The organism is Shewanella sp. MF05913 (assembly GCF_059758095.1).
On the sequence record NZ_JCAYNT010000007.1, the window covers coordinates 18,718 to 45,716 of the forward strand.

Annotated in this window: 25 protein-coding genes and 2 tRNA genes; 8 read left to right on the top strand and 19 right to left on the bottom strand. The window is 40.5% G+C overall.

The features are described 5' to 3' along the window. Positions 1–110 precede the first annotated feature (110 nt). The 3 genes from glsB to trmB are packed head-to-tail and all read right to left on the bottom strand — an operon-like array spanning position 111 to position 2,098. Entirely contained in the window at positions 111–1,025 is a 915-nt protein-coding gene (gene glsB, locus AC19MV_RS10510) for a glutaminase B (RefSeq protein ID WP_432399262.1), read from the bottom strand. Between the two features lie 6 nt (positions 1,026–1,031). Further along, positions 1,032–1,358: a 50S ribosome-binding protein YggL gene (locus tag AC19MV_RS10515; RefSeq protein ID WP_432399263.1), complete on the bottom strand. Its 327-nt coding sequence runs from the start codon at positions 1,356–1,358 to the stop codon at positions 1,032–1,034. Between the two features lie 23 nt (positions 1,359–1,381). Beyond that, positions 1,382–2,098 (bottom strand): tRNA (guanosine(46)-N7)-methyltransferase TrmB, encoded by a 717-nt coding sequence (gene trmB / locus AC19MV_RS10520; RefSeq protein ID WP_498307467.1) that lies wholly within the window; start codon positions 2,096–2,098, stop codon positions 1,382–1,384. A 242-nt stretch (positions 2,099–2,340) separates the two neighbouring features. Here trmB and mutY point away from each other — a divergent pair, with 242 nt between their 5' ends. From mutY to AC19MV_RS10540, 4 genes are all read left to right on the top strand, one after another. Then, entirely contained in the window at positions 2,341–3,414 is a 1,074-nt protein-coding gene (mutY, locus tag AC19MV_RS10525; RefSeq protein WP_498307469.1) for an A/G-specific adenine glycosylase, read from the top strand. 33 nt (positions 3,415–3,447) lie between these two features. After that, positions 3,448–3,726 carry an oxidative damage protection protein gene (locus AC19MV_RS10530; protein ID WP_160053097.1) on the top strand — a complete coding sequence of 93 codons (279 nt, stop codon included), beginning with the start codon at positions 3,448–3,450 and terminating at the stop codon, positions 3,724–3,726. Between the two features lie 1,180 nt (positions 3,727–4,906). After that, positions 4,907–4,982: transfer RNA gene (locus AC19MV_RS10535), tRNA-Phe, on the top strand. 6 nt (positions 4,983–4,988) lie between these two features. Continuing rightward, positions 4,989–5,064: transfer RNA gene (locus AC19MV_RS10540), tRNA-Thr, on the top strand. A gap of 462 nt (positions 5,065–5,526) precedes the next feature. Here AC19MV_RS10540 and AC19MV_RS10545 read toward each other — a convergent pair. The 3 genes from AC19MV_RS10545 to glnB form a co-directional block, all read right to left on the bottom strand. Continuing rightward, complete coding sequence (locus AC19MV_RS10545; protein WP_160053096.1) at positions 5,527–6,228, bottom strand: SapC family protein; 702 nt, start codon at positions 6,226–6,228, stop codon at positions 5,527–5,529. Positions 6,229–6,444: 216 nt separating this feature from the next. Beyond that, the gene (locus AC19MV_RS10550; RefSeq protein ID WP_498307471.1) at positions 6,445–7,731 is read right to left on the bottom strand and encodes an NAD(P)/FAD-dependent oxidoreductase; all 1,287 of its coding nucleotides are present in this window, start codon (positions 7,729–7,731) and stop codon (positions 6,445–6,447) included. A gap of 75 nt (positions 7,732–7,806) precedes the next feature. Further along, entirely contained in the window at positions 7,807–8,145 is a 339-nt protein-coding gene (gene glnB / locus AC19MV_RS10555) for a nitrogen regulatory protein P-II (RefSeq protein ID WP_124017158.1), read from the bottom strand. Between the two features lie 221 nt (positions 8,146–8,366). Here glnB and AC19MV_RS10560 point away from each other — a divergent pair, with 221 nt between their 5' ends. Both AC19MV_RS10560 and AC19MV_RS10565 read left to right on the top strand, forming a co-directional pair. Then, entirely contained in the window at positions 8,367–8,882 is a 516-nt protein-coding gene (locus AC19MV_RS10560) for a GspH/FimT family pseudopilin (RefSeq protein WP_498307473.1), read from the top strand. A 213-nt stretch (positions 8,883–9,095) separates the two neighbouring features. Next, positions 9,096–9,581: a GspH/FimT family pseudopilin gene (locus tag AC19MV_RS10565; RefSeq protein WP_498307475.1), complete on the top strand. Its 486-nt coding sequence runs from the start codon at positions 9,096–9,098 to the stop codon at positions 9,579–9,581. A 13-nt stretch (positions 9,582–9,594) separates the two neighbouring features. Here AC19MV_RS10565 and AC19MV_RS10570 read toward each other — a convergent pair whose 3' ends face one another. The 11 genes from AC19MV_RS10570 to murJ form a co-directional block, all read right to left on the bottom strand. Further along, positions 9,595–10,017: a type IV pilin protein gene (locus AC19MV_RS10570; protein WP_498307477.1), complete on the bottom strand. Its 423-nt coding sequence runs from the start codon at positions 10,015–10,017 to the stop codon at positions 9,595–9,597. A 2-nt stretch (positions 10,018–10,019) separates the two neighbouring features. Next, positions 10,020–13,559, bottom strand: a complete 3,540-nt coding sequence (locus tag AC19MV_RS10575; protein WP_498307479.1) for a pilus assembly protein — start codon at positions 13,557–13,559, stop codon at positions 10,020–10,022. Between the two features lies 1 nt (position 13,560). Next, a complete protein-coding gene (locus AC19MV_RS10580) occupies positions 13,561–14,031 on the bottom strand; it encodes a pilus assembly PilX family protein (RefSeq protein ID WP_498307481.1) in 471 nt (156 codons plus the stop codon). 7 nt (positions 14,032–14,038) lie between these two features. Then, positions 14,039–15,055: a PilW family protein gene (locus AC19MV_RS10585; protein WP_498307604.1), complete on the bottom strand. Its 1,017-nt coding sequence runs from the start codon at positions 15,053–15,055 to the stop codon at positions 14,039–14,041. Between the two features lie 11 nt (positions 15,056–15,066). Beyond that, the gene (pilV, locus tag AC19MV_RS10590; RefSeq protein ID WP_498307482.1) at positions 15,067–15,618 is read right to left on the bottom strand and encodes a type IV pilus modification protein PilV; all 552 of its coding nucleotides are present in this window, start codon (positions 15,616–15,618) and stop codon (positions 15,067–15,069) included. A 249-nt stretch (positions 15,619–15,867) separates the two neighbouring features. Beyond that, positions 15,868–16,827, bottom strand: a complete 960-nt coding sequence (gene ispH / locus AC19MV_RS10595) for a 4-hydroxy-3-methylbut-2-enyl diphosphate reductase (protein WP_498297227.1) — start codon at positions 16,825–16,827, stop codon at positions 15,868–15,870. Positions 16,828–16,836: 9 nt separating this feature from the next. Beyond that, on the bottom strand, positions 16,837–17,280 hold the full coding sequence (gene fkpB, locus AC19MV_RS10600; RefSeq protein WP_432399276.1) for an FKBP-type peptidyl-prolyl cis-trans isomerase: 444 nt from the start codon (positions 17,278–17,280) through the stop codon (positions 16,837–16,839). Then, positions 17,273–17,785 carry a signal peptidase II gene (gene lspA / locus AC19MV_RS10605; RefSeq protein ID WP_498307606.1) on the bottom strand — a complete coding sequence of 171 codons (513 nt, stop codon included), beginning with the start codon at positions 17,783–17,785 and terminating at the stop codon, positions 17,273–17,275. Before lspA ends, fkpB begins: the two co-directional genes overlap by 8 nt. A gap of 22 nt (positions 17,786–17,807) precedes the next feature. Beyond that, positions 17,808–20,630, bottom strand: coding sequence for an isoleucine--tRNA ligase (ileS, locus tag AC19MV_RS10610; RefSeq protein WP_498307483.1), 2,823 nt, complete (start codon positions 20,628–20,630; stop codon positions 17,808–17,810). A 32-nt stretch (positions 20,631–20,662) separates the two neighbouring features. Continuing rightward, positions 20,663–21,598: a bifunctional riboflavin kinase/FAD synthetase gene (gene ribF, locus AC19MV_RS10615; protein WP_498307484.1), complete on the bottom strand. Its 936-nt coding sequence runs from the start codon at positions 21,596–21,598 to the stop codon at positions 20,663–20,665. A 148-nt stretch (positions 21,599–21,746) separates the two neighbouring features. After that, positions 21,747–23,306: a murein biosynthesis integral membrane protein MurJ gene (gene murJ / locus AC19MV_RS10620; protein WP_432399280.1), complete on the bottom strand. Its 1,560-nt coding sequence runs from the start codon at positions 23,304–23,306 to the stop codon at positions 21,747–21,749. 259 nt (positions 23,307–23,565) lie between these two features. Here murJ and rpsT point away from each other — a divergent pair, with 259 nt between their 5' ends. Then, positions 23,566–23,832: a 30S ribosomal protein S20 gene (rpsT, locus tag AC19MV_RS10625; RefSeq protein ID WP_160053085.1), complete on the top strand. Its 267-nt coding sequence runs from the start codon at positions 23,566–23,568 to the stop codon at positions 23,830–23,832. Positions 23,833–24,226: 394 nt separating this feature from the next. Here rpsT and AC19MV_RS10630 read toward each other — a convergent pair whose 3' ends face one another. Next, entirely contained in the window at positions 24,227–24,523 is a 297-nt protein-coding gene (locus tag AC19MV_RS10630) for an ArsR/SmtB family transcription factor (RefSeq protein ID WP_160053136.1), read from the bottom strand. A gap of 134 nt (positions 24,524–24,657) precedes the next feature. Between AC19MV_RS10630 and AC19MV_RS10635 the strand changes: the two genes are divergently transcribed. Then, on the top strand, positions 24,658–26,103 hold the full coding sequence (locus tag AC19MV_RS10635) for a M20/M25/M40 family metallo-hydrolase (RefSeq protein ID WP_498307486.1): 1,446 nt from the start codon (positions 24,658–24,660) through the stop codon (positions 26,101–26,103). 116 nt (positions 26,104–26,219) lie between these two features. Here the strand turns inward: AC19MV_RS10635 and yaaA are convergent, their stop codons facing one another. Next, on the bottom strand, positions 26,220–26,996 hold the full coding sequence (yaaA, locus tag AC19MV_RS10640; protein WP_498307488.1) for a peroxide stress protein YaaA: 777 nt from the start codon (positions 26,994–26,996) through the stop codon (positions 26,220–26,222). Positions 26,997–26,999: the final 3 nt, after the last annotated feature.

Below are 26,999 nucleotides of genomic sequence, written 5' to 3' on the forward strand. Positions count from 1 at the left end.
TGTATTCAGATAGGCAAGTAAACATTCAATGACGGCAGTGTATTCGCAAAATAAACCAAAAAATAGTCTATTTTGCGAATCTCAATAATAATTAATTTACCGGTGGGCTATTAAAAAATAGAACGGCCTAGTTGTTGACTGATGTGCTCAAGCATTGCCGTGCCGGCAAGCGAGTTGCCATTCATATCAAGCTCGGGAGACCAAACGCAGATAGACATATCACCCGGTATTACCGCAATGATGCCGCCACCCACACCACTTTTACCTGGCATACCAACACGATAAGCAAACTCCCCTGCACCATCATATAAGCCCGATGTGGCCAGTAATGCATTAAGCTGCCGAGTTTGCACTGGTGACACTAAATTATCACCGTTTAAGGTTTTGCCTCGATTAGCTAAATAAAACATCGCCCGAGATAAATCTGCGCAGTTCATTTTTAACGAACAATAATGAAAATAACTTTTCAGTACGGTATCAACATCACCATCAAAATTACCAAATGATTTCATCAAATACGCAATAGAGGCATTACGGGCACTGAACTGATATTCAGAATCTGCAACCACTTTATCGTAGCTCACAATCGGGTTTTGGCTTAACTGTCTGACCACTTCTAGCATACGATGCTTTGGTGCACCTAAACGCGCTTGCAGTAAGTCGGCGATGATCAAAGCACCCGCATTAATAAATGGATTACGCGGTTTACCTCGCTCTAACTCCACCTGTACTAAAGAGTTAAATGAATGCCCTGACGGCTCTTTACCGACACGGTTCCAGATTTCATCTTCTGTGTACAAATTTAACGCGAGCGTGAGGCTAAAGACTTTGGAAATACTTTGAATAGAAAATGGTTCGAGGTAATCACCGGCCCCAATGGTAGTACCATCGATAGTCGTAATGGCAATACCTATTTTATTGGGGTCTACATTGGCAAGGGCAGGAATATACCCTGCCACTTTACCTTTACCCAATAACGGCCTGACTTTGTCTACCGCTTCTTGAAGTAATAATTGCTCAAGCAATTTGGTTTATCCCCACCAAATATCGTATAAGTCACTGACTTCGATACCTGACACTGGTTTGCTTTGCCAAAATGCTTTCGCGGCGGCAACGTCTTCATCAGTACATTTACCAATAGCTTGAGTAGCAATAATACCTTCCCACTCTTTATGCCCACCACCGTGAAAACCTAATTGACGAGGTTCGATAACTTCATTGATGAATTGATCGACTAATGCATCAATGTCGGCTTCTGATACTGACTCATCAAATATCCAATTAATGTCAAACCCAAACTCTTGAAATTCATCGACTCGTAATTTTTTACGTAAACGTCGGCTACGATTTTGCGCCATGATGTACTCTCCTGTTGCTAAAATTAAGCGATACGCTCAAACATGATATCCCAAACGCCATGACCTAAACGGTGACCGCGCGCTTCAAACTTGGTTAACGGGCGATGATCAGGACGCTCAACCACTGTACCAGTAGTCGATTGGTTTTTATAACCTTCAGCGGCATTCATTACTTCTAACATATGCTCGCTGTAGTTTTCCCAGTCAGTTGCCATATGAAATACGCCACCAACTTTAAGCTTACGACGCACTAACTGAACAAATTCAGATTGCACTATACGGCGCTTATGATGACGCTTTTTGTGCCAAGGATCTGGAAAGAATAGCTGTAAACGCGCTAATGAACCATCAGCAATACTGTGCTCTAACACTTCCATCGCATCATGATGATACACGCGAAGGTTAGTCACTTTGGCGTCACCGGCATCACCTAAACAAGCGCCAATACCAGGCTTATGCACTTCAATGCCAATAAAATTTTGCTCAGGTGCAGCGCTAGCCATTTGCACTAATGACGCACCCATACCAAAACCAATTTCAAGAACGGTATCTGCTTCACGGCCAAACACTTGCGTTAAATCCAGTGGTTGTGGCGTGTAATCTAAACCCATTGCAGGCCAATGTGCCTCAATAGCTTGAGATTGCCCTTTGGTTAAACGGCCTTCGCGTAAAACAAAACTTCTGATTTTACGAATGTACTTACCGTCTTCGTTAAACTCAGCTGTGGTAACGTCGCTCATTATTGCCTCATTGCTTACAGACTTAATATTAATGTGTAGTGAGCAGACTTTATCCACTGCTATTACATCAACATTACGTCATTGCTATCGATATTTGATCAATTTAAAAATTCAGTGGCGCATTATACCTAAAGTCGCCGCACATGTTTACGCTAAATTATCATCGAGATTTTCATCATGCTATAAACACGAAAATTCAACCGCCTCTTGTGTAATAAAATCGCTATGGATACACTGCGACCATGAAAAAAGTGACCCCATTTGCTGAGCGTATAATCGCTTGGTACGACCTTCATGGTCGTAAAACATTACCGTGGCAAATTAACAAAACACCCTACCGAGTTTGGGTGTCTGAAATTATGCTGCAACAAACCCAAGTTGCTACCGTTATCCCCTACTATGAAAAGTTTATGGCAAGGTTCCCTACGGTTGTCGATCTTGCAAATGCTCATCAAGATGAAGTACTGCACCTATGGACTGGTTTAGGCTATTACGCCCGAGCCCGTAACTTACATAAAGCTGCTCAACATATTCGTGACGCTTTTGATGGTGTGTTTCCAACTCACTTCGATGATGTGGTGGCATTATCTGGCATAGGTAAATCAACCGCTGGCGCAGTGCTTTCGTTATCGTTAGGGCAACATCATCCTATTTTAGACGGGAATGTAAAACGCGTATTAGCAAGACACGGTGCTATTGAAGGTTGGCCTGGGGTCAAAACGGTTGAACAAAAATTATGGCAATTAACTGAAACGCTTACGCCAAAAGCTGGCGTGGAGAAGTTTAATCAGGCGATGATGGATATTGGCTCTAGCGTATGTACTCGCAGTAAACCATTATGTGCTCAATGCCCCGTGGCCATAGATTGCACTGCACAATTACAAGGCAATCAAACCTTATATCCAGGTAAAAAGCCTAAAAAAGTGACCCCAGAAAAATCGGCGTTTATGTTGGTGATGGTAGATAACAGCAACGATACGACCAAGGTGCAATTAATCCAACGCCCACCTGCGGGTATTTGGGGTGGCTTGTGGTGTTTTCCGCAATTTAATACCCAAGATGAATTAACAGATTACTTAGCCATGCATAAGTTAGAGGTATCAATACAAGGGCTTGCTGGATTTAGACACACTTTTAGTCACTTTCATTTAGATATACACCCTGTTTTAGTCGAATTAACCTCTCAGTCGGCCACCAGCATCATGGAACAAAACAGCGCGCTCTGGTATAACATAGAACAACCTGCGAAAGTCGGGTTAGCGGCAGCCACAGAACGTATTTTGTCTAATTTAGCCGTACTTTTCGCGACACATTAGTTTTAATCGTAAATAAGTTAGTAAGGAATCATCATGGCTCGCACAGTTCAGTGTTTACACCTTAACAAATCTGCCGACGGCTTAGATTTTCAGCTTTACCCGGGCGAATTGGGTAAGCGCATTTATGACAATATCAGTAAAGAAGCGTGGGGCTTGTGGCAAAAAAAGCAAACAATGCTCATTAATGAAAAGAAACTTAACATGATGAATGTCGATGACCGCAAATTTTTAGAAGCGCAAATGCTGAGCTTTTTATTTGAAGGTAAAGACGTTGAAATTGAAGGTTATGTACCACCAGCAGAAGACGAATAACAAATCGATATAAAAGAAGCCGCTGATACAGCGGCTTTTTTATGTGTATAAAACGATTATTGCTTAGCAACCAATGTCAGTTCAACATTGTATACCCAAACAACCTGAAGATGCTCGATTTCAGCAAGAATTTACACGCGTTTAGACAAGGCATTGATTGCGGGTAATGGTTATTCCCTTTCCAAAATCAATAACGCAGCATAAACGCGGGTAAAACTTGCCCTTTGGGAGTTTCACCGTGCTTCCACTACGTTGTTACGTTAATTTATAAGGTACCTACATTACCGCATTAACGCGCCTAGTATTGAAAACACGGTGAAGCTCTGAAACACGTATCTTCAAGTTGATTGGGTATATAAGCCGCACCTAATACCATTCCGCATTAATAAGTGACCACTCAGAATGCAGCCAGCGGTTTTTGATTAAGGCGTCGTTATGTAGTAATGGTTGTTCCCTTTCAAATAGCGAGAACGCAGAGCAAAAAGCGGCTGGGGCATTCCTTTCAGGCGAGTTTTAAAAGAGCTTACACTGCGTTGCATGACTTCGAAAGAGAACAACTATTCATTCAGTCATACGCCTTGTTTAAGCCCTTTTAAATTCTCGCTGAGAGAGCATTTACTAACGCGCAATGGTATAAATCCATTTTTACACCATAATTTTTTATTGCCAACGTGGTCACGCCGGTAAATCTGCACGATAGCCAATCCAAGAATCTTTACCCTCTCCAATGGCTTTGACATTTATTGCTCAATGGATTGGTTACACCATTAAAGGTGAAATCGCTCGTTAATTCATAAATTGCTTTTTAATGACGCAATAGGCGGAATTAGTTGCTATCGGTAACAGTAAAGATGAACATTCAGTGTTTTGAGCATCATTGATGGGCTAATCTGCTTATATTTAATATTAATGGAGCTGTTATGAATATTTATAAACACCGTATTTGCTCAGGTTTACTCTGGTTTTGCATAACCCAATGAGTCTTTTTATGCTAAAAAACCACAAAAGCAGATAAAATAGCATCAGTTTGCACATTAACTAGCCGAACAAACAAAAAGATTTAAAAAGCACTTGCACGATAAAAACCATCGCTATATTATGTGCGCACTCCAAACGACACAGGCACTGATTACCAAGTCAGAACCTAGTTTGAAGTAGTAAACTAACGCTTAGTTTAGTTGCCCGAATAGCTCAGTCGGTAGAGCAGAGGATTGAAAATCCTCGTGTCCCTGGTTCGATTCCGGGTTCGGGCACCACAATTAGCCGGCATAGCTCAGTTGGTAGAGCAACTGACTTGTAATCAGTAGGTCCCGAGTTCGACTCTTGGTGCCGGCACCATAAAAACAAAAAAGCCACTCAATGAGTGGCTTTTTTGCATCTAACGATTGTAGATTAGTGATTGTCACAAACGTCATACTTAGCACTACTCACCATTTCACTTAATCCCTTAAACATCTTAAGCTTTTTAAAAGCTAGCCATAAAAAAGACACTCAATAGAGTGCCTTAGTTATACCAATTCCATTAATTATGTGACCAATCAGAGTCACTCAGATTGTTCAGTTTGAGGCGCATTGTTGAAATAATGGTTATTCCCTTTTAAGGCAATGCAACGAAGGAATGGACAGTCTGAGTGCCTCCTGCAAGGCGGGTTTCTGTGCCTTCTATGCTGCTTAATAGCATTTTGACGTAGAACAACTATGTCTACAATTCTATTACTTGCCTAGAAGACACAGAACTCCCGCTGAATGACCAGATAATTAATAGAATTGGTATTATAACGGTATCAATAAGCTACCAGATTATTTACCTTGCATTTCAACTCTTGCAAGACGATTAACTTGATTTAACGAACCTAAATGGCCAAAGATTGGACCTAATAAGCCACGTTTTTTCAAGTCTAAAAATTCTTCGTCAGTTAATGCGTTAAGTTTTACTTCATCGATAACATACAAACCATTGATATTGCGCTTTTCGCCAGCCACATCAACAGTAAGAGTTTGATTAATCAATAAGCCTTTTTCATTTAAAAAGCCTAAAATGCCACGGGTTGCTTGATCTTGTTCGTAGTGAGTAATCAATGCTTTCTTGCGCGCTTCTAAAAATGGCGTTTCTTTGCCGTCTTCAAACAATGCTTCGCCATCAGTTTTGCTGACTTCTTTTGCTTCTTCACGGATCCCTATCCACACTTTGTCTTTCACATCAGGATTAAGCACTAATCCAAGTGGGTAATCGCGCACTACTGCAGGAATATACAAACCTTGCCACTTGCCATCTTTGACACTTAAGTTTTGCCCAGGCTTTAAACCTAACATTGCAACTGATTGAAATTCATTAGTATCGCTATTTTTAACAAATACGATTGGGTATTCCGTAGCCGCGCGACTGATTTCATGAAGTGTTACTGGCACAATATGTTGCTCAGACACATGTGAGAAGTCACTTGGGATCAGCTTTAAATCACCATGTTTTGTTTGTTCTAATAGCGTAATTTGGTTTTGCATCTTGGCTCCCTGAGGCACTGATTATCTTCTTTGACGTACGTATAGCGTAATTGCGATACAAGAGTTAACAACTCGTTAATAAATGAAACTACCAAGATCAATCTTAAATTCAAGTACATTTAGATTAAATTGCGCTTATCATCATCAAAAGCTGCTTTATTGTGCAATAAAAAGGGCTTTAGCAGTCATAAAACCCTTAAGCTGGTTAAACGGGCATTAATGTAATTTAAGTTTAGGACGCTGCCAACGTAGTAATTTTTGTGCAATACGATATACAGAAGCAGAAAACCAACCATATAAGCTGGCTAAATGGCGTTGATATAACGAGATATACATTAAGCGCGCTACGTGACCTTCTACGAAAAAATCACCAGAGCGTAAACTCCCCATCAAATTACCGACCGCTGAAAAACGGCTTAATGAAACCAATGAACCATAATCTTTATATTCAAATGGCTTTTCTGGCTGCAATTTCATTTTTAAGCACAAATTAGCATATAGGCGGTCTGCCATTTGCGCTGCAGCTTGGGCACGAGGTGGAACCGGTTTACCTGATGGTAATATCAATTGCGCGCAATCGCCTAACGCATAGATATCGTTGACCCCTTTGACTCGCATGCAGTCATCAACATCTAATTGATTACGCGGTGTCACAGGAAGCTGAGTAAAGTTCTCGAATACTTTTGGCCCTTTAACGCCAGCAGCCCATACTTTAATATTGGCTTTAATGACATCACCCGTTGCGGTCACAAAGCCTTCTTTAGTGACTTCTTTGACTTGCACGCCAAGATGGAGTTTGACACCGAGCTTTGATAATACCGTTTGTGCTCTTGCGCTCACTTGCTCTGGCAATTGTGGCAATATTTTATTCGATGCTTCAATCAGGTTAATGTCTAAATGATCTTTCGAAATGTTTTGATAGCCGTATTCTTTTACTGACTCAATAACATGATGAAGCTCTGCCGATAGTTCAACCCCAGTCGCTCCCGCGCCAACAATACCAATCCCCAACTGATCTTGGGTTTCATTAAGTTGAAGCAAGGCATCCATCAATTTGTGGTGAAATAAATTAGCGCTATCGAGGCTGTCTAAGAAAATACAATGTTTCTCAGCGCCAGGCGTATTAAAACTATTAGACACGCCTCCTAAGGCTAACACCAATGTGTCGTACTCAATTTGGCGAGCGGCAATGATCTGTTCACCATCATCGTTATAGACTGGGGCGAGTTGAATTGTTTTGGTTTGCGGGTCACATTGTTCAATGGCTCCGCGAATATAGCGATAACCATTTTTAAGTCCATGATCGCGATATTGTAATCCTTCGATGGATTGGTCTATCACCCCTACGGCAACTTCATGTAATTTAGGTTTCCAAATGTGTACGGTGTTTTTATCAATCAAACTGATATCGACCAAAGAATTGTTACCGAACTTACGCCCTAATTTTGAAGCCAATGCTAACCCTGCTGCTCCACCGCCTACAATAACAATTCTTTGCTGCATAAATTACCTCTAAACACCTTTATTTTAACAATGTGATACTAGATAAACGAACATAAAAAAAGGCCCCTGTGGGCCTTATACTGCTTCTTCGTTTTCTTCACCGGTACGAATACGGATAACTCGCTCTACATCGGTAACAAAAATCTTACCATCACCAATTTTGCCTGTTCTGGCGGTATCAACGATGACATCGATGGCACGCTCTAGCAGCTCATCTTGAATCACTAGTTCAATTTTAACTTTAGGCAAAAAATCAACCATATATTCTGCGCCACGATATAGCTCAGTGTGGCCTTTTTGACGGCCAAAACCTTTTACTTCTGACACTGTCATACCCGTAATGCCAATCTCAGCGAGTGACTCACGCACATCATCCAATTTAAATGGTTTAATAATGGCTTCGACTTTTTTCATTACATACTCCTGTCATCGGCTAAATTGTTGGTTAAACATATGTCGTCGTTGACGTTTATTGCAACCAAACTGCTTGCAAATATCTTACTTGAATCTGCAGCTAATTGTCGCTGCTATTTTACGTATTTAGAAAAAGATATTTCACAGCAAAAACGCTGTTCATTTTCTATACTAATTGACCCCGTAGCAGGATGCTGCAACTAGATTAAGGATGAACTGTTATGCCTTACATTCAATCAAACAATGGCTTTGGCCTTATTGAGCTCATCGTCACTACATTAATTGTCATGCTTATGTCGCTCATCGCCATTCCGTCTTTTACCGCGGTGAACGAGCAAGTGAGAGCACAGAGCAGTATCAAAGTGATACAACAATCTATGCAGTTTGCTAGAAATATGGCCATTAGTTATGGCAGAAGAGTCACAGTTTGTAATCTTAAAGCTAATAAATGTACGCGACAATGGCATAAAGGCTACACAATCTTTCTAGATGGATTAACACTAAATGAACTATCATCGTCAGACAAAATATTGCTTGAAGTTCCGGCATTTAATGTCAACGATATTGTTTACTACAATAGAAGATATGTTAGGTTTCAAGCTGATGGTCTGGCATCAGGTACAAATGGTACTTTTAGGTATTGCCCTCGTGTGATCGATAGCCCTTATTCTGAGGCGATAATCATCAATCAATCTGGAAGAGTACGCTTTTCAAGGAAAAAAGTGATTTGTAAATAGTTTACATGCTGGATTCGATAAGAATAAAATCACAATAAATCAGGCTAAATTTACTAACTCAAAGTGCGATTAGGCTTTTTACCAATGACATTATCGCATTATACAAAATAATAGAGTGTTATTTTCTAAATTACGTGAGTAAAAACCATAGACCATATCTATTTTCTCCCCAATGATCCAAAATAAGAACAAGAGTTCGAATAAGGATTGGTAATGAAAAATATAAATGGTTTTACGCTAGTTGAACTGATGGTTACTGTTGCAGTTGCGGCTATCTTGCTCGCTGTAGCGGTACCCTCGTTAAATTCAGTCTATGAGATGTCACGAAGCTCTACTGCCATTAGTAATATACAAAGTGCTGCTGTATTTGCAAGAAGTCAAGCCATTAGTTATGGCAGGAAGGTTTCAATTTGCTCTGGTAGCGATTCAGGTTGCACTGGTAGTTGGATTGATGGGTATGTTGTTGCTATTGAAGATAATGGTGATGTCCTGAAAAAGGTACAAAATCTTAATTCAAAAGACTTTATTAAAGCTTCATCCTCGACTATTACTTTTAACATCGATGGGATGTTGACAACCAATAATGTAATTAGTATTCACTACTGTCCATCTAAGAAAAATAGTGAATACTCTAAAGGTATAACAGTTAGTCCATCAGGCAAAATTTCATTAATTACAACAAGTGTAAACTGTAATTAGAGACTTAAGCTTATTAGTTTGACCAGCATTCGCTTGGGGCTTTTTCACCATCAGAAGTAATTGTCATTGAAGAGCATTCTGAATCTCTTGCCTTCTGAATGTCATTGGCTTTAGCCTCGATAGTGTATCGGTTGGTATTTGCAGTAGTAGCATCTATTTTGTAGTATCCATTTTCAACAACAAAATAACCATCACCATCAACAGAAAGTCCGAGCCTTTTCATATTTTTAGTGAACGTTTTATGATCTAAATAATACTGCTCTTGCCTATTTGCCACATTCATCAACCCAGCTAAAGCATCACCTCTCGCTCCCTTCGCAACAAACTTAGTGTATGAAGGGTATGCTATTGAAGCTAAAATACCAACGATGACAACGGTGATCATTACCTCTATTAAGGTAAAACCAGAGTATGCTTTAGCAATTGATATCTTCATGTTTAATTCTCTTTAGTATGATAGTAGATCTGATTTACACCCAATCCACCACCAACACATTTATTATCGCCATCAGCGCAACCATCATCGCCCATTAGATCATTTTTTATCATTTCATTTGCTGCATCACCAATCCCAATTAAGTACATATAACTAATATCATCACCATTTTTAGGGATTACTAATGTAGGAGTATCGGGCACTTGTTCACTCATTTTAAAGTAGTCTTGTGAATAACTATAAATTTTTCCGCCTTTGTGGAGATCTCGGCCACGTAAACGTCCTTCTCCGGGGATTAAACATGCATTATCAGTCGCACCGGTTTGAGGAACGTAGGAAGTGAAAAATACTTTACCTTCTACTATTGTTGCTGCTGACAAAGATTTTTCACCGGCATCAGCAAAGCTATAATACCAACCTCTTTTTTGTCCAAAGGTAATTAAAGCCTCATCCTCTGTCGGAGACTCAGTAGTTACATCATATAAATCGGATATTGTTAATGCTGCAGGAGCACTATTCCCAGCTGCTGAACTATAAGACTTCGAGACAATATTTCGATCTTGGAATACGAAAAACTTATCATTTCGTGTTTTGTTTAAAGGGTTTGCCCTGTGCCCACTGCCAATTACCACTGCATCATAGGGGATACTTTGATATTGTTTTGATGTTACGCTTTTCCCATCAATATCTGTGTATGTGTGCTCCGACACATTACTAAAAGCTGTTTGGGCAATTACTGGCTCAGAATAAAAACGAATATCTGTTGAAGTATCATTACCACCCATATTCGCAAATTTAAAAGCACTCCATGGATTTTTAGAATCTGTCGATAATCCGGGTAAATCTATACGCCACACATTAGCACCTGTATCTGCAGCATAAATTCGGTCAGTAAGTTGATCATTATTACTATCCAATACAGCAACTTTACTCGGAATGCTATCGATAATTCCAGGCATAGTTGTATCGACTCCTGAACCGCCAAAGCTATGTACTTTAATGCCTGTTGCGGCGTCCAAGATATAAATACCAGCACCTTTAGTGTCGTTAGTGCCGACACTGGCACCATCTTTTGTACTTGGATTATATCCAGCACCCACCACTAAAACAGGTTTTGCATTGCCTTTAGAGTCTTTCCACCCTGAAATTTTAGTCACTACAGGCTCAGACCAAGACTGCCCTAATAATGAATAATCACTGTTATTCTTAATCCACAGTAACGTTGGAGCATCTTTATTTGTTACGTCTAAGGCATAATATGAACTGCCTCCTCTTCGCATTCCCATAAATACCCAAGCTTTATTGATTTTACCATCTGCATCATATTCAAAATACGGAACTGCAGAGCCATCCATACCATATACAGAATGAACACCTGTTTTAGGGTTATCTCTTAAGCTTTTAATATTAGGTAATAATTCATGGGGAATAAAAGCCCATGATTCAGATACAGTACTGACACTCTGACCATTAACCTCTGACTCCGTATCTTTAAACATATGAACAAAACCATGGTTGGTTCCCATGATAATTCTTATGTCAGGTGAAGCGGTTGTGCCATAATTTATGACCAGAGGTCTTGAATGAAGCGGGTCACCTAATATATCTTGTCTAAGATATGGAGCTGTTTGTAAATTATATTTCTCATTATCGACATTTTGGCCTTTAGCCCAATTTAAAGTACTTTCAATATTATTTTGATCAACATTTAAAAATGTAGCTAGTTCTGCATCATTTAAATTACCGTTTATTTGGGCGTTATTTTTTGTTAAGGCAACTAGTGCCCCCGAGCTACTAGTATTGGTAAGTACATTTCTATTCGCTAGACCCGCTGAATTCCTGTAGTTATCTCGTAATGCCGCGACTACACCACCATCATTAACATCATAGCCTTGATAATCTGCATCAGCACAACTTGCATCGCTAACCCATAATGAACATGCATCTTCAGCAATCCGGCCATCACTAGAAAAAGCCTTGTTATTATTTTTATCTAAAATATCACCCGTTGAATTTACTTTAAACTTTTTAAGATTACCGGTCCACCTAGGGCCTTCACCTGGTAAAAACATTGCAAAATACGCCGAATTTCCAGTTTGTGTTTTATCAAGAACAACTGAAGGTGAAGAAAAACTAGAGCTGTCGAGGCTAATAGCTTCAATTGCATCTATTAATGAAGCTTGAAGTTCTGATGTATCAGTAGCGTAGTATGCAACTCCATTTCCCTGAGCAGCAGTTGAATTCAACAATGTCGTTGCATTATTGACTCCTTCACTAAATCCAATTGTATAGGTTTTAACTGTTTGTACACCAGGAGCATATGGATTAACGTCATTATTGGCTAACCAATTCGCTACTGAAGGTAATAAACTATAATGTTTATCATAATTGTAAGCATCTACGTATATAGAATTGGGGGTGTCTTTATCTGTTGTGTTAGAAGGCAAGCCTAACAAATTTTTTATATTTCCATTTTCATTAGTATCATACTGTGGGGCACCATCTGTAATTAAAATAATAGATGCATTAGAGCCACATTCTTTACCGATGAATGGGCTTTTATAGGTTCCAGAAGGTGACTCTGCGCTAGTGTCATAACTAGGATTATCTGTAGAACCACTGGTTTTGTGTCCATTGACCACACTTTTTGCATGTAAATAGCGAGCAGCTTCATATAACGTTTCACACAACGGTGTAGAGTTACTCTGAATTGAAATAGTATTATTTACCGTAGTCAGTAAACTATTTTTATTAGTTATATTTCCTGTTTTAATATTCGAAATAACACGACCACCATGCCGGTCATAACCGTTTGAATTTTTATTAAAAATCATCAACCCTAAATCGACACCAGGAGTATTAACGATAACCTCACTTAAAACTCGCTTAGCAACTGCCATGCGCGTTGTCCAAGCATTATTAGGTTTATTATGATACCAAGTGACATATCTATCAGTAAATAAGGTGATCGGTTTACCCAATCCAAAATCAGTTAACCTTGCATTAGCTAACGCATTGGAATCATTACTATAGGCACTACTTAACCCGTCTACAGGATAACCATTACTCTTACCACTAGCATTTTTATTGTCTGCAACCGCAATATCTTCATAACAATCAATAGAAGATATAATATTATCATTAGCAAGAGGGAGCTCAGCCCATTTTTCATCTTGGTATTGTCTAAAATAACCAGTATAAATGCCAAAAGACTTAATAATGTTTAATGATGAATTGCAGTTATTTTTATCATATGTAAAATAACTTTGACTTCCAATCAAAGGAACTTCATCAACACTCGTCGAATAATATATTTTAGTCGTACTTGTCGGAGTTGCCGAAGTTAGAAATGGTGGGGCAAGCATTTCACCACCATTTTTATCCATACTACCTGATGTGTCTAAAATAATAAGAATCTGTGGATTATCATCACTACGCACAGATGATTCTAAAACGTATAATTCGGTATCATCAGCAAAGGCGATAGCTGCAAAGCCGGTAATAAAAAATAGTAATGTGAAGCCTGAATATTTATAAAACATTTTAATTCTCCTTGAGCACTTCTTGCTCAACACCCATTGTCACAGAAAGTTCTCCGTAACCACCTCGTCCGTAATTAACTGAACTAGATACTTCGATTCTTCGACAGTCAATTAAATTTGCAGCATTAGCCTTCTCAGTTCTTTGGCAACTCACATTAATACCAGGGTTATCAATAGGCATTAGCAATATATTTTGACTACCATTTAATTCAGTTACCGTTCGCTTAGGAATTACAGTCGTACTAAACTGGTATGCTACATTTTTAGAAATCACAGTATTCAATCCTCCAAGCGCTAGGGATGTCGCAGCTAACCTGTCACTTCCGGCACCTGACATTCTTAATGACTGCGTCGAATTGACAGCCAATGCAACACCAATGATCGTCATTAATACTAATACGATTAATGAAAAAAATAGCACTACCCCCTGCTGTTTTTTATGAGTTTTGATCATTTTTATACCTAAATACATTCATAATTTAATTCCTAATCAGTACCGGGTTTTCTAATACTACGGTTGTAGACATAACCTTGCGTCTGTAATGTTTATAATCTTTGTCTATGTCCGGACTAATATCATTAGGATTAACTGAACCCGATATTTTTATATCACCTAAGCTATAAGTCACATCATTTTCGTAGCTTCTATCAATGTTAACAGCCCTGACAAGGACATAAATTTTAACAGCAACGAGACGCTGAAAACCTTGGTTATCCCACATGAAGTTTGTAACATCTTTAGCCGGTAAAAAAGCATCTGGCGTTGAATCACCATCATTATCAAAACCGTATGTAAAATGAATGTTCTGTATCCCTTCAACAAGTTGTTCTTCATTTTTCATCCCACCGGATAAATTCAGGCTGCGACGCTTAAGCACTGGAATACCTGATTCAGTTTCAATATAGTAAATTCTATGTTGATACTTCCACATTCGACTGTTTAATTTTACGGGTGGAGTATCATCACCATCAAAGAACTCAATTTCATTTGCCGTAACAGATGCGTAAAATGCGTTGCTATCAAGGTCGGCTGCAGGAACCGATGGGCCGATTAATCTTTTAATTTGAATAACATCAGTATTTTTATCTGGTGTTAACGCTGAATTGCAATTTATACGTAATGTCGAGGTATATTCAAATCCCCATAACCGTCTAAAGTGTGCAGGGGCAAGTTGAGGAAAAGTGGCGTTATTTGCCCCCTCTCCAACACAATCAGAAGTTAAAGCAGTTGTAGAATTCACTGTATTAACATTCAGTATAAGTTCAGTACCTGTAATATCGGCAAAAAAACCAAGCTGACTGATGTCTCTTTCTATTAACGTTAAAGCTATTCGACCATTTTCTTGTAGCTGGTTAAATTGACTTGTTGTTGTCACATTACTTGATGACATGCTAAATAGCGTAAAAAGGCCGGCAGTTAAAAACAAGCTAATTAGCATTGCTATCATTAACTCAACTAAGGACATGCCTTTGTTTTTTATGGATAACTTGTTCATCATCAGTCTCATCAATAAATCGCCGTTTTAACTTCGTAAATTCTTCTTTTTGCACCGGATGAATCACATAATTTTACTAAATCTGAATAATTCTCATTAGAAGCATTGAAATTTCTAACAGTTTGCCAAGTGATTACGACTGTAACGTCATTTGAATTGACAAAAATACAGGCTTCGGGTGAAGGTAATCCACCCACACTCCCTTCCTCACTACTAACCTCTAAATCTCCAACAAACAAACTTTGCCATTCATACAGGTCCCAAGCGAGTAATTCAGATGTTGAACACAAATTTGCATTTGAGCATTCTTTAGGCTTTGTTGATGAAGGGCTAGTATATTTAGTACCAGCTGAGGAACCGTAATTAGATAGCTCGCTCACATTTAGGCGCATGCGATTGATAATATCATTAGCGTAATATGATGCTTGAGTTTGCTGAAATGACTCGAAACTGCCCTGCTTAGACACAATATGCAGATTAAAAATGCCAATAAGGCCTATCACCAGAATAACCAGTGACACCATTACTTCTATTAAGGAAAATCCATTCCTTTTAAATGACATCAGCGCCAAACCTCCATGAAAAGGCAATCAAAATATTGGTTTGCCTTAAACTTAATCTACTGACAATTGCATTAACCAATTTGTAATAATAACTGAGTTAAATGTAATCAGTAAGTAGCATTGATATATATTTACATTGATTTAAAAAGTTAACATCTAATCAGTATTATACTCGGTTTATCGCGCAAGTACAAAAAACCCGCAACCTAAATTAAGTTGCGGGCAAGTACATCTATAGCATTGAATTTATTAACGTAATTCAGCAGGCACAGCAAAGACGGTGTCTTCTTTTCGACCTTCAACTTCGGTAATAACACTCGGTGCTAATGTAGCGATTGCGTTAACGACCTGTTGTACCAAAACTTCTGGTGCTGAAGCGCCTGCGGTAACAGCTACTTTTTTTACACCATCAAACCACACTGGCTCAACATCAGCAGCGGTGTCGACTAAATAAGACTGGGTACCGGTTTTTTCAGCAAGTTCACGTAAACGATTTGAGTTAGAGCTGTTTTTTGACCCGACAACAATAAGCAAATCGACTTCAGCAGACATGCTACGTACCGCATCTTGTCTATTTTGAGTGGCGTAGCAAATATCATCTTTACGCGGACCTTCAATAGAAGGGAAGCGTTGCTGTAGAGCCGCGATGATATCTAATGTGTCGTCCACTGAAAGCGTCGTTTGGGTGACAAAACATAAGTTATCAGGGTTATTGACCTTCAGATTATTCACATCTTCTGGTGACTCAATCAGATAAACACCGCCCTTGGGATTATCATACTGCCCCATGGTGCCTTCAACTTCTGGATGACCTTCGTGACCAATCAAAATGCACTCAATACCTTTACGGCTTGCACGTGTCACTTGTAGATGCACTTTAGTCACCAGCGGACAAGTCGCATCAAAGACTTTTAGTCCACGCGTTTTGGCTTCTTTTCTTACTGCTTGTGACACACCATGGGCGCTAAAAATAACGATGCTATTATCTGGCACTTGATGGAGCTCATCAATAAAAAGCGCACCTCGTTGCTTTAGATTGTCAACCACATAACGATTATGTACCACTTCATGGCGCACATAGATAGGCGGTTCAAACAGCTCTAGAGCACGCTCTACAATACTGATAGCGCGATCAACCCCAGCACAAAACCCACGAGGATTTGCGAGTAAAATGCTGAGTTCTGGCGATGTTGGATCAACTTTCAACATGTTATACCTTTATTCCGTAATAACACTGACCACTTCAAGCTCAAATGTAATGGTGTGCCCTGCTAGCGGATGATTTAAATCAACGGTAATCGAGTCACCGGCAGTGTCACGGACAATACCAGGGATTTCACTGCCACCCGGACCGGCAAAACTGACAATGACGCCCGCTTCAAGCTTCATGTCTGCAGGGAAACGACTGCGATCCATATAATGAATTGCATCAGGGTTTGACTCACCAAACGCATCTTGTGGTGCGAGCGTAAATTGATGCTTATCACCCGCTTTTAAACCTTTAAGCTGAGCTTCAAATGCTGGGCTTAAACTGTTGTCGCCTATATTTAAACGAGCAGGCTTTCCCGATGCTTTGGTGCTATCAGCGGTAGAACCATCTTCTAAGACTATGTTCATATGACACAGTAACGCTTGGTCATCTTGTTTTGTTAGATCAGTCACGACTAGATTGCTCCTCTGATGTTTTATTATCAGGCTTAAACGATTCCCAAATAATCAATGCTGCACCAATAAAAATGGCAGAGTCAGCAACATTAAAAGCAGGAAAGTGGCTTGTATTCCAATAGAAATGTATGAAGTCTACAACAAAGCCGTGCATTAGCCGGTCGATTAAATTACCTAGCGCACCGCCAATCACTAATGTAAACGCCAAATTACTGCGCCACATGGTATGTGATTGTTTACGTAACCAAATAGTCAATAAAGTGCTAAAGCCGATTGCAACTACCGCAAACAACCACCGTTGCCAGCCTCCAGCATCATTTAAAAAACTGAAAGCGGCACCATAATTACGGACGTACGTAAAATTAAAAATAGGCAAAAGCATCACTGATTCGCGTAAGTCAAAATTAGCGAGTACCCATTGCTTGGATAACTGATCAGCTAAAAACACCAATGCAGCTACCCAGTACCAACGTAAACCGCTGTCTTTCCAAGTTAATGGCACAGAACTCATTATTGTTATTCCTTTAAGCGAATTCGCGCTGCTCGCCTTCACCTTCAATATTGGTCACACAGCGTTGACACAATGTTGGGTGAGCTTCAATGGTGCCAACCTCTTCACGATAGTGCCAGCAACGCTCACACTTCTCGGCGCTACTTTTGGCAACGACCAATTTAAGCGAACTTAATTCAGTTTCGATGGCATCGCTACCGGCTTGCGACATATCCGCAACAGCGGCTTTAGAGGTAATAAGAATAAAGCGTAATTCATCACCCACTTTAGCTAACTCAGCGGCTAAATCAGCATCGGCGAACAATGTCACTTCAGCTTCTAATGAACCACCAATACGTTTGTCACGACGAGCTTGTTCAAGTACTTTGTTAACTTCATTACGGACAGTTAATAGTTTATCCCAATAATCATCGCTTAAATCTGTATCAAGCGTGACCGCTTCTAAGCCTTGGTACCATTCTTGGGTAAACACATACTTTTCACGTTTACCTGGCAATAATTGCCACACTTCATCAGCGGTAAAGCTTAAAATTGGTGTCATCCAACGCACCATTGCCTCAGCAATATGGTAAAGCGCAGATTGACAGCTACGACGAGCATGCCCTTCTTGCTTAGCGGTGTACTGGCGATCTTTAATAATATCAAGATAGAAACTGCCTAACTCAACTGAACAGAACTGCATCAGTTTTTGAGTCACTTGGTGGAAGTTGTATTGATCATACGCTTCAATGATTTCTTGTTGTAATGCAGCAGCACGACGAACAACCCAACGATCTAACGCGACCATATCCTCTGATGCAATCATGTCAGTTTCAGGGTTGAAGCCACTTAAGTTAGCTAACAAGAAACGCGCAGTATTACGAATACGGCGATATGCATCTGCACTACGGTTTAAAATCTCGTCAGATACGGTCATTTCACCGCTGTAATCTGTCGCAGCAACCCACAGGCGTAGAATATCAGCACCAAGCTTATTGATTACTTGTAATGGCGCAATCACGTTACCAACAGATTTTGACATTTTGCGGCCTTTACCATCAACGGTAAAACCATGCGTCAATACTTGCTTATAAGGTGCTTTACCATTCATCGCGGTAGAAATCATCAATGATGACATAAACCAACCACGATGCTGATCGCTTCCTTCTAGGTACAAATCAATGTCATGTCCATGAAACTCAGGACGGGCTGCAACCACTGATGAAAATGATGAACCTGAGTCGTACCATACGTCTAAGGTATCGGTCACTTTACGGTACTGGTCCGCTTCATCACCTAACAGTTCACTTTCGTCTAAATCCCACCAGGCTTGAATGCCTTGTTGTTCAATACGATTTGCGACACGTTCCATTAATGAAACACTGTCTGGATGCAATTCATCCGTTTCACGGTGAACAAATAACGTAATAGGGACGCCCCAAGTACGTTGACGAGAAATACACCAGTCAGGACGGTTTTCGACCATTTTTTCGATGCGGCTTTGACCCCAATCAGGGATCCATTTTGTTTGCTCGATTTCTTTTAGTGCTTGAGAACGCAGACCGTGGTTGTCCATAGAGATAAACCACTGTGGCGTAGCACGGAAAATAATTGGCGTTTTGTGGCGCCAGCAATGCGGATAGCTATGACGATAAGCAACATGCAGTAATAATGCGCCTTTTTCTTCAAGTAATTCCACTACGCTCGCATTGGCTTTAAATACATGCTGACCAGCAAAAAACTCGGTGTCTGGCTTGTAAACACCATTGTCACCAACTGGGTTTGCGACTTCTAAGCCGTATTTCTGGCCAACCACAAAGTCGTCTTGACCATGACCAGGTGCTGTATGAACAATACCGGTACCAGCGTCTGTAGTCACATGATCGCCAAGAATAGCTGGCACATCAAACGCATAGAATGGGTGATTGAAACGCATCAGTTCCAGCTCAGCGCCTTTAACTTCACCTAAAATAGTATGTGATTCTGCACTATAACGCTCTAAGCAAGACTCAACTAAAACTTGGGCCAAAATAAGCGTGGTAGCTTTACCCTCTTTCACAAATTCAACCAAGCTGTAATCTAACTCAGGGCTAAGTGATAGCGCGCGGTTAGCAGGTATAGTCCATGGCGTTGTGGTCCAAATAGCCATTGCAACCGGTTTAGTGTAATTTTCAACACCAAACTTAGCCGCTACGGCAGCAGCATCAACGGCAAAAAAAGCAACATCGATGGCTGGAGAGGTTTTGTCTTCGTATTCAACTTCGGCTTCTGCAAGTGCTGAACCACAGTCGGTACACCAATGGACAGGTTTAACACCCTTATGCAAATGACCACTTTCAATCACTTTGGCTAACGAGCGAACAATATTGGCTTCAGTTGAAAAATCCATAGTTAAATATGGATTTTGCCAGTCGCCTAGTACACCTAAACGAATAAAGTCGTCACGCTGACCTTCAACTTGAGTGGCGGCATATTTACGGCATTCTTCACGAAATTCTGCTGCAGAAATTTTAACCCCTGGCTTACCGACTTTTTGCTCTACTTTCAGTTCAATCGGTAAACCGTGACAATCCCAACCAGGAATATAAGGTGCGTCAAAACCTGACATGGTTTTAGACTTAATAATAATGTCTTTAAGAATTTTATTTACAGAGTGACCAATATGAATGCTGCCATTAGCGTATGGAGGGCCGTCATGCAAAATGAAAGGTTTACGACCAGTACGGCTATCGCGGATCTGTTGATACAGCCCGTCTTCCGTCCAACGATTTAACATTTCTGGCTCGCGATTTGCCAAATTACCGCGCATCGGAAACTCAGTTTCCGGCAAATTCAAAGTAAATTTATAGTCGCTCATTGATCCCATACCGTTATTAAAGCTGATTAGTTTCAGCTAGCATCGTTGCTAAACAAAGCGCGAGCTTCGTTCGCATCATTTAAAATTTGTTTTTTTAGCGCATCCAATGATTCAAAAGGTTGTTCATCACGGATTTTTGCTACTAATTCTACTTCCACTCGTTTGCCGTATAAGTCACCGGAAAAATCAAACAAATGGACTTCTAATCTGCAGGTTTGCCCATTCACTGTCGGTCTAAAACCCACATTGGCAACGCCTTCATATACATCACTGCCATCCCAATATAAACGCACAGCGAACACGCCGCGCACCGGAACCACATTTCTCTTTAACGCAATATTTGCCGTAGGGAACCCAATCGTGCGGCCCAATTTTTGCCCATGAGCAACACGGCCACTTAATATGAATGGATGCCCTAATAAGCGTCTTGCCTGCTCTAAATGCCCAAGTGCAAGGTGCTCTCGAACGGCAGTAGAACTCACCCTTAGCGATCCCACCATAAAACTTTGAGTGCTGACAACGGTAAACCCAAACTTTTTACCCGCCTCAACCAGCATGTTAAAATTGCCAGCCCGGCCTCGGCCAAAACAAAAGTCATCACCGACAACCAGGTACTTAACACCAAGTTTTTTAACCAGTAAGTCTTCAATAAAGGCTTCTGCAGGTTGATTGGCAAAAGCGGCAGTAAAATTTATACACAACAACTGATCAACTTTGAGCTCGTCAAGTAACCTAATTTTATCGCGTAAAAGACTTAAACGAGCCGGAGCATCTGCACCACGAAAACGTTCTTGAGGCTGAGGCTCAAAAGTCATTAACGTAGCAGGCAGTTGAAAATGATGCGCTTTATTAACTAAATTGCTTATCACCTGCGCATGGCCACGATGGACACCGTCAAAATTCCCAATAGTTAAAACGCAACCATGATGAGAAGGTAAAATATTGTGTATACCGCGGATTAATTCCATTGCACTCAATAACTGCCAATTGTAAATCGGCAGATTATATACCCAAACCAATGTTAGATGCGAGTTTACAGCTCAGTTTATTAACGCCATTTTGGCGCATCTACCATTGTTTGAATGTTAATTTACGTCACTGAGTGAGTGTCGCTATTTATGCACTGCGTTTAATTTTCCAAGGACGAACGCCAAGCATTAATAAACTCAACAGGTAAACGAGTGCGCCGCCTACAATAAGTTCAATTAACATCATCATACGTTCAAACGTCTGCCACTCAAGCCATTCACTGACTTGCGGCATAAAATAAAGGATGGCCGCTGTCATGAATGCTGTTGAAATAATGACTTTACCGGTAAAAAATAAAGTCTGGCGAGTCATTTTATATACCCCAGCACGGTGTAAGCCGCGATAGAGTAACCCAGCATTTAATAATGCAGACATTGATGTCGCAATGGCTAAGCCAACATAACCAAATGGAATAGCAAAAATGAGGTTAAACACCATATTACTTACCATGGCAATGATGCCGTATTTAACGGGTGTTTTGGTGTCTTGGCGTGAGTAATAACCTGGCGCTAACACCTTAATCATCATAAAGCTAAGCAAACCACAGCCATAAGCCACTAAACTGTATGACGCCATTTCAACATCATTAATCGTAAATGCGCCGCGCATAAACAGCACCATTAACATGGGTTTGGCTAAAATAATTAACCCTAACATCGCCGGTGCGCCTAACAGCATGATGGCTTTAACGCCCCAATCCATTGTTTGATTAAAACCGCTGCCCTCTGCATTCACATGCTTTTGTGATAACGCTGGCAGAATGACGGTCGCAATGGCAATACCAAATAGCCCCAACGGAAACTCTAGTAATCGGTCTGCGTAATACAACCAACTAATTGAACCTGTCATTAAAAAACTGGCGATAAAGGTATCAAACAATAAATTAATTTGCGAAACCGACACACCAAACAACGCGGGGATCATTAGCGTTCTGATTTTTACTACACCAGGATGGTGCCAACCCCAAGAAGGTTTAACTAACGCTTTCTCTCTGATCAAGAAAGGGATTTGGAACAAAAACTGTATCAAACCACCCGCAAACACGCCCCACGCTAAACCTATTTCTGGGTTTTCAAGCGTATGTGCATACCACATCGCAACTGCAATAATCGCGACATTTAAGAACACAGGAGTAAATGCCGATACCGCAAACCGGCCTCGAGTATTTAATATGGAACCGGCCAAAGCAGTAAAGGTAATAAACCAAAGATAAGGAAAGGTAATTTTTAGCATTAATGATGCTAACTCGAACTTTTCCGCATTAGGGCCGTCATTTAACCAGTCTAAAAACCAGCCGCCACCAAACAACGCTGCCAAGACAGGAGAACAAATAACACCAAACAAAGTCACAATGGTAACCAACACACCTAAGGTACCCGCGACCTTACCGATCAACTCGCGTGTGTCTTCTGGTGTCATTTTTTCTTGATATTCGGTTAACACAGGCACAAAAGCTTGAGCAAAAGCACCTTCGGCAAATAAGCGCCTTAAAAAATTAGGGATTTTATTGGCAAAGAAAAATACATCAGCACTGCTACCTGCACCCATTAAATTAGCAATCACCACGTCGCGAACTAAACCTAATACTCGCGAAATCAGTGTCATAACACTCACAATTAGACCTGATTTAAATAATTTTTTGCTCAAACAGCCCCCAGACTTACGGTCACTTCTAACAAAATTGATGGGATTTATATAAATATTCGATTCTAGCTCTGTCACACAGGCACAAGAGCTGGTAGAATTGCGCCACATATTACACGAGTTGGGTTGAAGATAGGCATGCTAGGTTGGATTAATTTATCTTTATGATAAATATTCAATTGTAGTCGTTGACAAGACGACGAAAAACAGGCATATTCCTCGGCCTTTAAAAGTATCAAATCCAGTTTTTAGGAGTTGCACCTTGGCTAATAGCAAGTCTGCAAAGAAGCGCGCGCTTCAGTCTGAAAAGCGTCGCCAGCATAACGCTAGTCGTCGCTCTATGTTACGTACATACGTTAAAAAAGTCATCGCTGCTATCAAAAGTGGTGACCATAAAGCGGCTACAGAAGCATTCGCTACTGCACAACCAATTGTTGACCGTATGGCGACTAAAGGCCTTATTCACAAGAATAAAGCTGCTCGTCAAAAGGCACGCTTAAACGCAAGAATCAAAGCACTAGTTGCTTAACTCTTACGATTTAAGATTTTAAAAAACCGGCTTAGGCCGGTTTTTTTATATCTTAAATTCCCCATCTAAACATGTAACCGCAATTTACGCATTACGAACCTTCCCTTGTAAAATTAGCTACAACCAGCCAGTTTCATCCTTGCGTTATTCAAGGATGTATACGTTGATTGAACGAATAGAAATTATCAATGTTGTAGATTTGAATGACAGAATGAAGTCAATGCTGAGTTAGCGTCTTGGTTGAGACGGGTATAAGCACCTTTCACTGACGTTTTGAGTTGATAGCGTACACATAGATATGATTAAAGGACGGGTAAAAATTGATAGGCTCTTGCTCACGCATAAACGCGAAACGTCTTAATGAGTAATTCATTAAGACGTTCGTGAGATGATATTAATGGCAATACATATTATTTAGCACTTGGATCAGCTCTTTTACCTCATCACTCTTTAATGAATAAAAAACGGTCTGTGCTTCTTTCCTAGTACACACTAAATTATCTTTTCGAAGCCATGCTAAATGTTGAGATAAGGCCGACTGGCTCAATCCCAATTTTTTGTTCATTTCTCCGACACACATTTCACCCTCATTAAGAAGGTGGCACAAAATAAACAATCTACGTTCATTTGCTAATGCTTTTAGCAACACTACTGCATGATCTGCTTGATGCTGCATTTTTTCTATATTCATCACGAGTATGTTCTCCTAAATCTAACCCCGCACTAATATAGCGTTCCCTTACAAATAGAGTCGGGACATAAAGCACACTTTTTGGTAGATTGTTGTAAAAAGTGAGACTTAGCTAAAATAATCAAAGGAAACTCATGAAAAACTTTCAAACGGCAAGCCTCGTCGGCGCCATTTTTGTCGCATTGATTGGCTGTCAAACCATTTCGCCAGTTAGAACCACAACGCCAACATTGGTGATTAATAACTCCGATGATGCTCAAATTAGCCAACAATTAGCTAAGCAGGCGTTATCGTCACATTTAAGCTACGACATTGTAGAATCGCTTACCGTAGAAGTTGGACCTCGATTAGCTGGAACCGATAAAGATATCGTCGCTGTCGATTGGGCCATGGAAAAGCTTTGGCTAATGGGGTTCGATAAAGTTTATAAAGAGTCGGTACAAGTTCCGGCTTGGTCACGCGGCTCAGCCCATGCCAGTATCGTGTCACCTTATGAGCAACCGTTAGTGGTTACCGCGCTTGGCGGCAGCGTAGCTACGCCAGTTAATGGTATTCAAGCCTCTATCGTGCGTTTTGAAAGCCTAGAAGAACTGCAAAATGCCTCTCCAGGTCGTATAGAAGGCAAAATCGTCTTTATCGATCATAAAACTGAACGTCATATTTCTGGTAAAGGTTACGGCGAAAGTGTTGGCGGACGTTCACGTGGTGCGGTGGCGGCGGCTGAAAAAGGCGCGGTGGCCATTGTGATCCGCTCGATTGGTACTGATCATGACAGAATGGCTCACACAGGCATGATGCGTTATGAAGAAGGGATCCCAAAAATTCCTGCTGCGGCCATGTCTAATCCTGATGCCGATTTAATTAATGCCATGCTAAAGCGCGATCCTAATATCGTGTTGTCATTAAATATGACTTCTGAAAATCAAGGCATAGCGACATCATATAACGTGATTGCCGAAGTAACCGGTAGCACTAAACCTGATGAGATCGTGCTAATTGGTGCACATTTAGATTCATGGGATGAAGGCACGGGCGCAATTGATGATGGTGCTGGTGTCGCCATTGTCACCACGGCGGCTAAACTGATTTTAGACTTACCACAAAAACCGGCCCGCACAATTAGAGTGGTGTTATTTGCCGCCGAAGAAGTCGGTATCGTTGGTGCTAAAGCGTATGCAGAACAACATGCTGATGAGTTAGATAAACACTATATTGCCGCAGAATCTGACTTTGGCGCAGGTCCTGTGTATAAAATCGATTTTAACGTTAATCCAGATACCTTTGAGCAAGTGAAACAAGAGCACTCGGCGATGACGTTATTTGGCGTGCAATTAGGTAATAATGAAGCATCCGGTGGGCCTGATGTGTCCATTATGCCAGCACTCGGTGTACCTGTGGCATCACTCAATCAAGATGGTACCGACTATTTTGATTATCATCACACACCGAATGATACCCTGGATAAAATTGATCCTAAAAAGCTCGCGCAAAGTGCAGCTGCATATGCTCAGTTTGCTTATATGATGGCACAGTCAGAAATTGACTTAAGACCGATTAAGCAAAAAGAAATTCAGCATTAAGCACATAATGAGTTAACAGCACCAACGAAAAAAAGCCCTTAGTTAACGTTTAACTAAGGGCTTTTTGTTGTCTATTTGCACTGAATGAACATAGATTACAAGGTAGAAAGCTCTGCTTATTTTTGTTCATCGCGTAAAAACACGGGTTCTGTCGGAGTGGATAGCGCTTTGTTGTAGTAATACCCTTCAAGATCAAACTGAGTTAACTGCTCAATGCTTTTAGGCTGCTTATCTACAATATAGCGGGCCATCAAGCCACGCGCTTTTTTTGCATAAAAACTGATCACTTTAAATTGACCATTCTTACAGTCTTTAAATACAGGTGTAATTAGCTGCCCAGCGAGTTGTTTAACCTTAATAGATTTAAAATATTCATTCGATGCTAAGTTAACAATAATATCGTCACCCTGCTCTTTTAATGCTTTATTAACTTCTTCAGTAATGGTTTCGCCCCAAAAATTATAAAGATTATTGCCTTGAGGGTTTGCCAACTTGGTGCCCATTTCTAGGCGATACGGTTGAATTAAATCTAGAGGTTTAAGCAAACCGTACAAACCAGACAAAATTCGCAAATGTTTTTGGCTCGCACTAATTTGTGGATCAGATAAATGGTCGGCATCAAATCCGGTGTAAACATCCCCTCTGAAAGCAAAAATAGCCTGCTTGGCATTTTTTAACGTAAAGGGAGGCTGCCAGTCGGCAAAGCGTGCGGCGTTTAATCCGGCAATGTTGTCGCTCACTTTCATTAAGCTGGCAATGTCCATTGGCGTTAACTCTCGACACACGTCGATCAATTCTTGGCTTTGCTTCAACAAAGTCGCTTGAGTAAACGTATTGGTGATGGGAGGATTGTCGAAATCCAATGTTTTAGCAGGTGAGATTAAAACCAGCATAAG

Excerpts from the sequence above, each read along its gene's own strand:
- AC19MV_RS10515 (WP_432399263.1), bottom strand. The coding sequence starts at position 1,358 with ATGGCGCAAAATCGTAGCCGACGTTTACGTAAAAAATTACGAGTCGAT.
- trmB (WP_498307467.1), bottom strand. The coding sequence starts at position 2,098 with ATGAGCGACGTTACCACAGCTGAGTTTAACGAAGACGGTAAGTACATT.
- mutY (WP_498307469.1), top strand. The coding sequence starts at position 2,341 with ATGAAAAAAGTGACCCCATTTGCTGAGCGTATAATCGCTTGGTACGAC.
- AC19MV_RS10530 (WP_160053097.1), top strand. The coding sequence starts at position 3,448 with ATGGCTCGCACAGTTCAGTGTTTACACCTTAACAAATCTGCCGACGGC.
- AC19MV_RS10545 (WP_160053096.1), bottom strand. The coding sequence starts at position 6,228 with ATGCAAAACCAAATTACGCTATTAGAACAAACAAAACATGGTGATTTA.
- AC19MV_RS10550 (WP_498307471.1), bottom strand. The coding sequence starts at position 7,731 with ATGCAGCAAAGAATTGTTATTGTAGGCGGTGGAGCAGCAGGGTTAGCA.
- glnB (WP_124017158.1), bottom strand. The coding sequence starts at position 8,145 with ATGAAAAAAGTCGAAGCCATTATTAAACCATTTAAATTGGATGATGTG.
- AC19MV_RS10560 (WP_498307473.1), top strand. The coding sequence starts at position 8,367 with ATGCCTTACATTCAATCAAACAATGGCTTTGGCCTTATTGAGCTCATC.
- AC19MV_RS10565 (WP_498307475.1), top strand. The coding sequence starts at position 9,096 with ATGAAAAATATAAATGGTTTTACGCTAGTTGAACTGATGGTTACTGTT.
- AC19MV_RS10570 (WP_498307477.1), bottom strand. The coding sequence starts at position 10,017 with ATGAAGATATCAATTGCTAAAGCATACTCTGGTTTTACCTTAATAGAG.
- AC19MV_RS10575 (WP_498307479.1), bottom strand. The coding sequence starts at position 13,559 with ATGTTTTATAAATATTCAGGCTTCACATTACTATTTTTTATTACCGGC.
- AC19MV_RS10580 (WP_498307481.1), bottom strand. The coding sequence starts at position 14,031 with ATGTATTTAGGTATAAAAATGATCAAAACTCATAAAAAACAGCAGGGG.
- AC19MV_RS10585 (WP_498307604.1), bottom strand. The coding sequence starts at position 15,055 with ATGAACAAGTTATCCATAAAAAACAAAGGCATGTCCTTAGTTGAGTTA.
- pilV (WP_498307482.1), bottom strand. The coding sequence starts at position 15,618 with ATGTCATTTAAAAGGAATGGATTTTCCTTAATAGAAGTAATGGTGTCA.
- ispH (WP_498297227.1), bottom strand. The coding sequence starts at position 16,827 with ATGTTGAAAGTTGATCCAACATCGCCAGAACTCAGCATTTTACTCGCA.
- ileS (WP_498307483.1), bottom strand. The coding sequence starts at position 20,630 with ATGAGCGACTATAAATTTACTTTGAATTTGCCGGAAACTGAGTTTCCG.
- ribF (WP_498307484.1), bottom strand. The coding sequence starts at position 21,598 with ATGGAATTAATCCGCGGTATACACAATATTTTACCTTCTCATCATGGT.
- AC19MV_RS10630 (WP_160053136.1), bottom strand. The coding sequence starts at position 24,523 with ATGAATATAGAAAAAATGCAGCATCAAGCAGATCATGCAGTAGTGTTG.
- AC19MV_RS10635 (WP_498307486.1), top strand. The coding sequence starts at position 24,658 with ATGAAAAACTTTCAAACGGCAAGCCTCGTCGGCGCCATTTTTGTCGCA.
- yaaA (WP_498307488.1), bottom strand. The coding sequence starts at position 26,996 with ATGCTGGTTTTAATCTCACCTGCTAAAACATTGGATTTCGACAATCCT.